This is a genomic window from Oribacterium sp. (genome assembly GCF_057249185.1).
The window spans coordinates 1-9712 of sequence record NZ_DBHIGR010000076.1 but is presented as its reverse complement, the minus strand read 5'-3'; the positions used below and the strand labels follow the sequence as shown (position 1 = coordinate 9712).

11 protein-coding genes are annotated in these 9712 nt (G+C 43.4%); 6 read left to right on the top strand and 5 right to left on the bottom strand.

Annotated elements, in window-relative coordinates; genetic code table 11:
- Window positions 1-194 precede the first annotated feature (194 nt).
- The 3 genes from ACO4PX_RS05795 to ACO4PX_RS05785 all read left to right on the top strand — a co-directional run bounded on the left by ACO4PX_RS05795 (window position 195) and on the right by ACO4PX_RS05785 (window position 2418).
- Entirely contained in the window at window positions 195-746 is a 552-nt protein-coding gene (locus tag ACO4PX_RS05795) for a C-GCAxxG-C-C family protein (protein WP_040649634.1), read from the top strand.
- A gap of 9 nt (window positions 747-755) precedes the next feature.
- Window positions 756-1670 (top strand): TDT family transporter, encoded by a 915-nt coding sequence (locus tag ACO4PX_RS05790; protein ID WP_007158263.1) that lies wholly within the window; start codon window positions 756-758, stop codon window positions 1668-1670.
- Window positions 1671-2031: 361 nt separating this feature from the next.
- The gene (locus ACO4PX_RS05785; protein ID WP_040649632.1) at window positions 2032-2418 is read left to right on the top strand and encodes a VOC family protein; all 387 of its coding nucleotides are present in this window, start codon (window positions 2032-2034) and stop codon (window positions 2416-2418) included.
- A gap of 159 nt (window positions 2419-2577) precedes the next feature.
- On the opposite strand, the gene ACO4PX_RS05780 is transcribed toward ACO4PX_RS05785, so the two are convergent.
- Both ACO4PX_RS05780 and ACO4PX_RS05775 read right to left on the bottom strand, forming a co-directional pair.
- Window positions 2578-3759 carry a M20 metallopeptidase family protein gene (locus tag ACO4PX_RS05780; protein ID WP_485560409.1) on the bottom strand — a complete coding sequence of 394 codons (1182 nt, stop codon included), beginning with the start codon at window positions 3757-3759 and terminating at the stop codon, window positions 2578-2580.
- 17 nt (window positions 3760-3776) lie between these two features.
- Entirely contained in the window at window positions 3777-5078 is a 1302-nt protein-coding gene (locus tag ACO4PX_RS05775; protein WP_485546012.1) for an ATP-binding protein, read from the bottom strand.
- Window positions 5079-5571: 493 nt separating this feature from the next.
- On the opposite strand from ACO4PX_RS05775, the gene ACO4PX_RS05770 reads away from it, so the two are divergent.
- A complete protein-coding gene (locus ACO4PX_RS05770) occupies window positions 5572-6837 on the top strand; it encodes a replication-associated recombination protein A (RefSeq protein WP_455016821.1) in 1266 nt (421 codons plus the stop codon).
- A 339-nt stretch (window positions 6838-7176) separates the two neighbouring features.
- A complete protein-coding gene (locus ACO4PX_RS05765) occupies window positions 7177-8031 on the top strand; it encodes a hypothetical protein (RefSeq protein ID WP_315271856.1) in 855 nt (284 codons plus the stop codon).
- Between the two features lie 184 nt (window positions 8032-8215).
- Here ACO4PX_RS05765 and ACO4PX_RS05760 read toward each other — a convergent pair whose 3' ends face one another.
- Genes ACO4PX_RS05760 through ACO4PX_RS05750 form a run of 3 tightly spaced genes read right to left on the bottom strand, consistent with a single transcriptional unit; the run spans window position 8216 to window position 9088 of the window.
- Window positions 8216-8428, bottom strand: a complete 213-nt coding sequence (locus ACO4PX_RS05760) for a hypothetical protein (RefSeq protein ID WP_485571954.1) — start codon at window positions 8426-8428, stop codon at window positions 8216-8218.
- 17 nt (window positions 8429-8445) lie between these two features.
- On the bottom strand, window positions 8446-8892 hold the full coding sequence (gene dtd / locus ACO4PX_RS05755) for a D-aminoacyl-tRNA deacylase (protein WP_007158255.1): 447 nt from the start codon (window positions 8890-8892) through the stop codon (window positions 8446-8448).
- Between the two features lie 19 nt (window positions 8893-8911).
- Complete coding sequence (locus ACO4PX_RS05750; protein WP_308580311.1) at window positions 8912-9088, bottom strand: DUF4250 domain-containing protein; 177 nt, start codon at window positions 9086-9088, stop codon at window positions 8912-8914.
- Window positions 9089-9331: 243 nt separating this feature from the next.
- On the opposite strand from ACO4PX_RS05750, the gene ACO4PX_RS05745 reads away from it, so the two are divergent.
- The coding region (locus ACO4PX_RS05745) for a hypothetical protein (RefSeq protein WP_485571953.1) at window positions 9332-9712 on the top strand (381 nt) is incomplete at its 3' end.

Here is a 9712-nt window from a genome sequence, read left to right as displayed (position 1 = left end):
ACATCATTGTCTTTCCTCAAAATCACTTTTCCGAGAAACAGAAGTGAGCGTAAAACATTTTCCTTTCATAGACCGGAAAGAGCCTGTCCGAAGGGGAAATTTTTTTTATCTTGAAAGCGAAAGAAATTTTGCGAAAGAGATTCTGTTTTCTGAAATAAGACAGGGAAAGACGGCAAAGAAAGAAGGAGAATAATATGGAGTCTATTGTTACTTATCATGCAACGAAGGTAAGCCCTCAGGAAGTACAGAGAAAGGCAGAGGAGCAGTATGCCGGCGGATATTTCTGCTGTGAGGCGGTAATGTCCGTAATCCGTGACGCTTTCCAGGCTGATGTTCCGGAGTCCGTTATTGCCATGTCTTCCGGTATGTCTATCGGAGCAGGTCGTTCCGGCTGTATGTGCGGAGCTTTAAACGGCGGAATCCTTGCTCTTGGTATGTTCTTCGGTAGAACAACACCGGACGGACCTAAGGATCCAAAGGTAAATGCTTTAATGGCATTGTCCAAGGAATTACACGATTGGTTCAGAGACTCCAACGCTAAGCATGCCGCTTGCTGCCGTGTTCTTACCAGAGGCTTTGATATGGCAGGTGGAGAGCATAAGAAGCAGTGTATTGCTTTCACAGGACTTTGCGCCGGAAAGGTTGCAGAGATTCTTTGCAGAGAGTTAGGCGTTGAAAATGTTGATTCCGAGCCTATTAAGGGTCTGGAAGCACCTTACCTTCCACCTGTAAAAGAAGTGGTATAAGGAGGAAGTATGGAAAAAATCAAAAGAGTGCCCTTGGCTATTTCCGGTGTGATTTTGGGAATGGCGGCTTTGGGAAATTTATTACAGTCCTACGGTGAGGGGATTCGCCTGATTTTTGGAGGAGTAGCCTTTGTACTGCTCCTTCTTCTTCTGTGTAAGGCGATTTTCTTTCCACAAGTACTCAAAGAAGAATTCAGCAATCCCATTGGCGCCGGTGTTACCGCCACCTTCCCCATGGCTTTAATGCTGTTTTCCGTGTATGCAAAGCCCTTTGTTCCGGGCATTGCCTTTCCCTTATGGTGTGTAGCCATTCTGCTACAGATTCTTTTACTCCTCTATTTCACCAAGACCTACGTTTTACACTTTGAGGAGAAAAATGTCCATACAGTATGGTACATCGTTTATGTGGGAATCGTAGTGGCATCCCTTACTTCTCCTGCTTATAAAATGCAGGCTTTGGGACAGGGAATCTTTTACTTCGGCTTTATCGCCCTGCTGATTCTTTTGGTGGTGGTTTCGAAACGTTATCTGAAAATGCCGGTACCGGAACCTGCAAAGCCTTTAATGATGATCTATGCAGCACCTATGGCTCTTTGCACTGCCGGCTATAATCAGGCATTTGCGGAGAAGAATCAGGGATTTGTACTCTTCTTACTGGCAGCAACCTCAGTGATTTACCTTTTTGCCCTGGTAAAGAGCATTTCCTTCCTGAAGCTCCCCTTCTACCCAAGCTATGCAGCCTTCACCTTCCCCTTCGTTATTTCCGCTATTGCTACAAAGCAAAGCGTGATGGTTTTAGGGAAAATGGGAATGAGCCTTGCCTTCATGCAGCCGGTGGTTTTACTGGAAACCATCATTGCCGCAGGCTTTACCATCTATGCCTGCCTGAGATTTTTGGAGCATATCTTCCTAAAGAAGGCTTAACGAAAAAGAAAGTCTCAAAGGGACTAAGAAAAATAGAATGAAACAGCGCATCGAATCAATAGGTCCGAAGCAGGGGTAATCTGAGCCCATGGGTTCTTAGCTTTTGTTATTTGAAAGCTTAGAACCCCTATGAGGCGAAGTTAGCGAGAGCGTGCCCCGCTTCGGACCTATTGATTTGATACGCATATAGTATTGGTGATAGTCCCTTTGATACCCCCGTTAGTTTCTCCTATTTGTTTCTAAAATTCTCTTTATTCTTTGGGGAATTCCTTGTCATTGAAGTTTTTCTCTGTTATCCTAAGGAAACACTTGCGGAGATGGACAGACAGAATAGTTGAAGGACAACGGAAAAGGGGAAGCAATGAGCGATTTTTCATTTAATCATTTTAATTTTAATGTACTGGATCTGCAGAGAAGTTTGCGCTTTTATGAGGAAGCGCTGGACTTACATGAATTAAGCAGAAATGAGCAGGATGATTTTATCATCGTGTATCTGGGAGATGATTCTACGGATTTTCGTTTGGAGTTAACCTATCTGAAGAATAGAACAGAAGCCTATGACTTGGGAGAGCAGGAGTTCCATTTGGCTCTTAGGACGGTGGATATCGGTGCGGCCCATGACCGGCATGAAAAGATGGGATGCATTTGTTTTGAGAATCACGGCATGGGAATTTATTTTATCGAAGATCCGGATGGATACTGGATTGAGATAATTCCGGATAGAACCAAGCCCATTACTTGGCGATAAGGTAAGAATAAAGAAAGCGATTTCTAAGGGATTTTCCCAAGGAAGTCGCTTTTTGCATTCTTAACGAGTATCGCTCGCGTAGTGTGCGGTATCTCGTTTATGAGTTTTACGTTATGTGGTAACAGAGCTAAAATTTATAAAATCAAAGATTTAAGCTGATTATTGTCCGTTTAGAAAACCTTCCGCCAGAGCCACGAAAGCAGCGCTTCCCTTCCAAAGAACATCCTCATCCACGGTAAACTTAGCGTGGTGGTGGGGGTAATCGGTACCCTTCTCCGAATCGGAGGAACTTAAAAATAAAAAGCATCCCGGAACTCTCTGCTGGTATAGGGCAAAGTCCTCCCCGATCATACTGGGCTTGTCTATGCGGGTCAGGAGCTTATCCTGAAAAACTTCTTTGAGGCAGCCCTGCGCCAATGCAGTCAAATCCGAATCATTGGTAACAGGCGGTGCACCGAAGTCCATGGTGAGGCTTACGCCTCCTCCAAAGGCCTTGGCAGTATTTTCTGAAACTTCCTTGATACGCTTTGCCAGTCTTTGCCGAATATCTTCCTGAAAAGCTCGGGTAGTCCCTTCAATCCGTACAGTGGAGGGAATCGCATTGTAGAGCTCTCCACCCTGAATCAGACCGATGGTGAGAATAGCAGGCTCCGTTCCGGCAATTTCTCTGGAGGGAATCGCTTGCAAAGCCAATACAATATGGGCGGCAATGTTGATGGGGTCAATGCCTTTCTCCGGAGTGGAGGCGTGGCAACCCACACCCTGCACATCCAGGATAAAACGATCATAGGACGCCATTACCGAGCCGGGGACACAGACCATAGTACCACTGGGAATATCCTTACCTAAGATGCTTCCGATATGCATGCCGAAAATGGCATATACCCCTTCTAAAGCGCCCTTTTCCAGTAAAACGGCAGCCCCCTTTGCCTGTTCTTCAGCGGTTTGAAAGAGAAAACGAATTTCTCCCCTCAGTTCCTCTCGATGGGGATAGAGAACCCGAATAGCGCCCAACAGCATAGCCGTGTGGGCATCATGACCGCAGGCGTGCATACAACCCTTATGCTCGGAACAAAAGGGGAGCTCAGTATCTTCTGTTATGGGCAGGGCATCCATGTCCGCCCGAATAGCCAGAACTTTTCCGGGCTGTTTTCCCTTTAAAGTGGCGATAATGCTGCTGTCCTTTTCAGAAATCTGATAAGGAATGCCGATTTCTTCTAATTGATGAGTGACATACTCTCGAGTTTTTGGCAAATGAAAGCCAAGCTCCGGTATTTTATGCAAGTCCCTTCGCATGGCAATAATCTTTGCTTCTATACTTTTGCATTCTTCCCACCACATAGATTTTCCTTCCCTTCTTATAAAAATATCGCCATATAGAGGGGCATAGATAGAACGCCTCCTTCTTCGCCAATGTTTCCGTCATGAAATTTATAAGCTCTGGAAACATGCTTCTGATTTATCAGCCAGTTTAAAGAATTTGCTCTACTTTGTCCGCTTTTGACCTCGATAGCCCATATTTCTCCATCTTTTTGTGTTAAAAAGTCAATTTCTTTTTTACTACTTTCGTTTTTGTAAAAATAAAGGGGGAGTTCTTTTTTGATGAGCATATCCGCTATTAGGCATTCATATAAGCCTCCTTTTGTATTGGCCAGGAGGGTATTTTCGATAATATGCTGCTTCAAACCGAAATCTTTCATGGCAATCAGTAAAGATAAATCTGTAGTGTAGGCTCTAAAAAAATCCTCTCTGGCATAGTCGGAGAGATCGTACTGCACGTCTGTCACTAATTTAGAAAGGGAGACCATATCTGCCGAAAAGAGCCAGTCAATGCTGGAATAAAATTTCTGTGCCCTTCCTCCTTTTTCCACTTCCTTGTATTGAAATTTATGATTTTCTTTGTCCAGAAGCTGCTTTCCTAAAGATAAAAAGCATTTTTCCGCTTTGACTTTTTCATCAGACCGAGCGTAGTGGGCAATATCGTAACGATAGCCCATCAAAAGCTCTTTTTGTATTTGATCTGCGATTCGAAAATCCTGATGTTCCATAAAGCTCGCCAAGACTTCGGGCATTCCTCCCAGGGCGAGATATTCTCGTAAATAGGACATCATGGTATTATGAATAGCTTCGGCTACCGGTGTCTTCCTTATAAAGAGAGTTTTTAAATCAGAAATCAGATCTTCCTGAATACCCTTTGCCCATAAAAACTCTTCAAAGTCTAAGCCGAACATTCGCAAATACTCTACATATCCTACCGGATAGGAAGAGGCTCTTTGGTAATCTATGCCAAGGAGGGAACCGGAGGCGATAATATCGAACTGCCCATCCAAGGTCCAGAATTTTAAAGAAGTGATAGCTTCCGGACACTCTTGAATTTCGTCTAAGAAAATGAGGATTTCTCCCGGGATAAATTGTAAGTTGGGATAGCGAAAGCGCATGGCGGTAATCATGGAAGCAACAGTTAAATCTCCGGTGAAAATAGAGCGATCGGAGTTGCTTTCTTTGAAATTAATATACAGCATCTCTTTATATGCGGATTTCCCAAATGCTTGAACGGCATAGGTCTTTCCCACCTGTCTTGCCCCAAGAACCAATAAAGATTTTTTCTTTTCCTGTTTTTTCCAATTCCACAATTGACTCATCACTTTTCTCTTTAACATTCTTTGCTCCTCTTTTGCAAATATAGCCACATTTTGGAATGAAATTTCGTGAGGGAAATCTATGGCTGTTCTATAAAAAGCTTGAAATCTTCCCAATATATTGTCGGATTGATGTTATTTATTCTAAAATGTTGATAGACGGATATTTTCACCTTCTAAAATGTTGATGAATGGATATTTTTACTTTCTAAAATGTTGATATATCAACATTTTATCCTTCCAAAATGTTGATGTCAAATCAAAAGTAGGAGCTTTGGGGTGATTCTATAGACGAAGCTTCAGATTAAGGGGGAGATTAACTACACAAGGACACTCAACCGGCAACAAATCAGCTTAGGAAGATAAGCTTGTGGAAGCAAGGGGAGCAAGCTACAATAAAGCCTGGAAGTACAAATTATAGCAGTATAGTAATCAATCACTTTGCTTTGCAAAGTAGTTTATTTCAACAGTATTGCATTTCAATAGTATTGTATCTCAATAAGAAAGGATAAGCATGGATATCTTTAGCTACCAGGCAGAGAAAAATAAAGAGAAGATGGCACCCTTAGCCGCCAGAATGCGGCCAAGAAGCTTGGAAGAAGTGGTGGGGCAGGAGCATATTTTAGGAAAGGATAAGCTTTTATCCCGTCTGATTCGCTCAGACCAGCTGCATTCTCTTCTTTTTTTCGGACCTCCCGGAACGGGAAAGACTTCTTTAGCGAAGGTGATTGCCAACAGCAGCAAGGCGGATTTTATCTCCATCAACGCCACCACTGCCGGAAAGAAGGATATGGAAGATGCGGTGGCAAGAGCCAAGGAAAATATGGGGGGCTACGGCAGGAAAACCATTTTGTTTGTGGATGAGATTCATCGCTTTAATAAGGCCCAGCAGGATTATCTTCTGCCCCATGTGGAGGAGGGCACCATCATTTTGATCGGGGCGACTACGGAAAACCCCTACTTTGAGGTGAATACCGCCCTACTTTCCCGCTCTCAGCTTTTCGAATTACACTCCCTTAAGAAGGAAGATATTGTAAAGCTATTACAAACGGCGGCGCAGGATAAGACTCGAGGTATGGGAAATTATAATGCGGTGCTGGAGGAAGAGGCTTGTACCTTTTTGGCAGAGCATGCCTTCGGAGATGCCAGAGTGGCCTTAAATGCTTTAGAGCTTGCGATTCTTAGTACCAATCCTTCTGCGACCGGGGAAATCCGCATCACTAAGGAGGTGGTGGCGGAATGTATGCAGGAGAAGCTTCTTCGCTATGACGGGGAGTCGGAGCATTATGACACCATTTCCGCCTTTATCAAATCCATGCGAGGCTCGGACCCTCAGGCGGCGGTATATTATCTTTCGAAAATGTTGCAATCCGGAGAGGATATCCGCTTTATTGCCAGACGAATCATGATTTGCGCATCGGAGGATGTGGGAAATGCAGACCCTCAAGCTTTGGTTTTGGCTACCAGCGCCAGCCTTGCGGTGGAGAGAATCGGCATGCCGGAGGCCCAAATCATTTTGTCCCAAGCCTGTACCTATGTGGCTTCTGCAAAAAAGTCCAATGCCTGTGTCAAGGCCATTATGTCCGCTAACGAAGTGGTTCGGGAAAAAGGGAATTTGCCTATTCCTTCTTATTTAAGAGATGCCCATTACGCAGGGCATGAGCAGCTGGGACGGGGCATAGGCTATAAATACCCCCATGACTATCCGGGACACTATGTGGAACAGCAGTATTTGCCCACTGAAATTAAGGACATGATTTTCTACGAGAGAGAAGAATAGTCTTATGCGTAGGGAAGAAAATCCGATAAACGTCTTCCTCCGTCAAGGAGAAGCGGGATAGCCCTGCACGGCAGGAAGAGAACAAGAAATTATCCTTAACATACCCGGACGCAATGGGATAGCCCTGCACGGCAGGAAGAGAAGAGATAAGATTTAGAAAAAATCATGAAAAAGATGTGGAATTCCCTGCATTTTCTTCGTATTCTTTAAGAAATAAGACAGAAAAAGGCAATACTATATTCCCATCTATCTGTTAGTATGAAAATGTTCCTTGAATCGGAACAGTAGACATTTCTGCATTTGACCGTAAAGAAGTGGAAATACAGTAGGAGGACAACTATGAAAAAAGCGATTTTGATTACCATGGCAGGACTTATGATTTTTGCAGCAGGCTGTGGAAAGAAGGCAAGCCAGGAATCAAAGGCGGCAGCAGAGGAACCCAGCTCTGAAGCATTATCGGAGAATAGTCTTAGTGCCAAGATACAGAAGATTGAAGAAGGAAAGTTAACGGTAGAAACCGGAGAGGGAAAGGTTTACACCTTTGACAGCAAGGGCGCGAAACTGGATTCTACTTGGGACCTTATGGCAGGAGACGAGGTGGAGATCGGCTATGAGGGCACAGAGCCTCAGGACGGCATGACGATTAAAACGGTAACCGTATCCGTTCCTTACGAGTTTACCACAGAGGACTTCAATGACGAGTCCAATCTCTACGGTGAAATCACCGCGGTGGACGACAAGAGCATTACCGTAAAGGAAATTCCCGACTTCCGTGAGGCGGCTACCCAGGGAGAGGATACAGAAGGCAAAAAGTACGGCGACACCTTCGTTTTCCAAAGACCGGCATTTGAGCTGGATCTTACAAAGGAAGGCTTGGGCGTTGGCAAGGAAATCAGCATTTACTATCTGGGAGATGTGAAGAACAATCCGTTGGCTTTCTATACCATTACCGAGGATGCGCTGGAAGAGGAAGAGGCCAACAACCTTCAGATTAAGGGAACCATCGAGAAGGTAGACGGGAACATCGTTACCTTAAAGTGCGATGACAGCCACAGCTTCCGTTTCACCACAGACGGTAACGCGGAGGTGAATAAGACCGCTACGGAAAATGTTGGAAAGCCTGTAGTGGTGACCTACAGCACCTCTCTTCGCGCCAGAGTTTCTGTAGCAGAGGGAATCAAGGCGGCAGAGTAAGAATTGGGGCTTTGTTGAAGGAGGAGTCCCTTGGTAGAATTAAAGGACTTTTCCGAAAGAAAACAAGATTTTAAAAGAAGAAAAAGAAAAAGAACTAAAAGAACGATTCCGTGATGAGGAATTGTTCCGTGAAAATGAAAAAGGCAGCCGGAGGGAAGCAGAATTCTCTCCGGCTGCTTTTGGCTTATTCAAATATATCCTCATAGCTTTGAAATTCCGTTTTGCCTTCAGCCACAAGCTGTGCTTCATGAAGCATAGCTTGTATGCCATTTGGAATTTCATTTTTTATGGCATAAAATTGTTTCTCAAGCTCTTCTCCCGTGAAACCTTGCCGAAGCAAGTCGTCAAGAATTTCTTTGGAGAAATCCCAATTATCCTCTTTTTGCATAGTATTCATAAGGAACTCCTTTTCGGCTATTGCGCTTCACTATCATACATAATGGTAAAGGGACCGTCGTTGATTAAAGCAACCTGCATATCCGCGCCGAACTGTCCATGGGCAAGAGGCATTCCTTGCTCCTCCGCCTTTTTACAAAAATACTCATATAAGGCATTGGCATGGTCAGGTGCTCCCGCATTGATAAAGCTTGGACGGTTTCCCCGTCGAGTATCCGCATAAAGGGTAAACTGGCTCACCACCAAAAGAGAGCCGGAAACATCCCGAATGGAAAGATTAGTCTTTCCATTTTCATCCTCAAAAAGACGGGCATCCAAAACCTTTTTCAGCATCTTATCCGCCACTTCTTCCGTATCGGTCTGGCTTACCCCAAGAAGAATCAGATAGCCCTTCTCAATGGCTCCGATGACATTTCCCGAAACGGAAACACTGGCTTCTTTCACTCTTTGTACTAAACAACGCATAAAACCTCCTTAGGCTATCTTAACGAAATTGTTTCTGGCTTTCTTGATATTCAAAGCCTGCCGCCTGTAATTTTTGGCAAAGCTCCTCTTTATTCAGCTGTAAATCCAAGCACAAATCTTCTAAACTATTGTATTCATCCCTTAATTTCAGATTGATGAAACTAAGTAAGATAAAAGGATCTTTGGGGATATCCATGACTGCTCCTTTCTTTTGGGAGGGAAATGCTACCCTGATAAACGAAGACTATCATAGCATAAATGGGGAGATATTGGTCTAAATATCTCTTTTCAAAAAGCATAAATTCAAGAAAAGTATATGAGAAAATAGATAATAAACAGTTCTTTTCATGGTGAAAAATATAGAAAATAGACAGCGTTTTATCATCATGCTAGAATATAAAAATAAGAAAAGGGGAAGAAATCAACTGGCGGAGGGGAAATGGAAAAGAAGAGAGTTAAGTATGTTAGAGTGTTGGTTAATCAGAAAGAGGACAGGAAGCAAAAAAGTTTTTTGGAAAAGTACAAAGAGAGCATTGGCGCGATTGCTTCTTTATGTGCTATAGCCACGGTTTTTATAACGGTCATTATGCCTATGATAAGAGATAGGAATAGCTATTTTGCTGAAGAATTTTATCATATAGATAAGACTTATTTTCTTCAAGAATCTGTTATTGCGATGTTGTTTGAAGCTTCAGGATATATAATGATAAGATTAATGGTAGTATTTTTTCCTATGGTTGCCTTTATTTTAGCACCCTACATACATGATATAGGTAGTAATGTAGTCGGGAAAAAAATATTTTGTTGTATATTTGGTCTT

What these genes read in the sequence shown, in the direction of transcription:
- dtd (WP_007158255.1), bottom strand. Translation starts at nt 8,892, where the DNA reads ATGCGTTGTTTAGTACAAAGAGTGAAAGAAGCCAGTGTTTCCGTTTCG.
- ACO4PX_RS05760 (WP_485571954.1), bottom strand. Translation starts at nt 8,428, where the DNA reads ATGAATACTATGCAAAAAGAGGATAATTGGGATTTCTCCAAAGAAATT.
- ACO4PX_RS05795 (WP_040649634.1), top strand. Translation starts at nt 195, where the DNA reads ATGGAGTCTATTGTTACTTATCATGCAACGAAGGTAAGCCCTCAGGAA.
- ACO4PX_RS05785 (WP_040649632.1), top strand. Translation starts at nt 2,032, where the DNA reads ATGAGCGATTTTTCATTTAATCATTTTAATTTTAATGTACTGGATCTG.
- ACO4PX_RS05750 (WP_308580311.1), bottom strand. Translation starts at nt 9,088, where the DNA reads ATGGATATCCCCAAAGATCCTTTTATCTTACTTAGTTTCATCAATCTG.
- ACO4PX_RS05765 (WP_315271856.1), top strand. Translation starts at nt 7,177, where the DNA reads ATGAAAAAAGCGATTTTGATTACCATGGCAGGACTTATGATTTTTGCA.
- ACO4PX_RS05780 (WP_485560409.1), bottom strand. Translation starts at nt 3,759, where the DNA reads ATGTGGTGGGAAGAATGCAAAAGTATAGAAGCAAAGATTATTGCCATG.
- ACO4PX_RS05770 (WP_455016821.1), top strand. Translation starts at nt 5,572, where the DNA reads ATGGATATCTTTAGCTACCAGGCAGAGAAAAATAAAGAGAAGATGGCA.
- ACO4PX_RS05790 (WP_007158263.1), top strand. Translation starts at nt 756, where the DNA reads ATGGAAAAAATCAAAAGAGTGCCCTTGGCTATTTCCGGTGTGATTTTG.
- ACO4PX_RS05775 (WP_485546012.1), bottom strand. Translation starts at nt 5,078, where the DNA reads ATGTTAAAGAGAAAAGTGATGAGTCAATTGTGGAATTGGAAAAAACAG.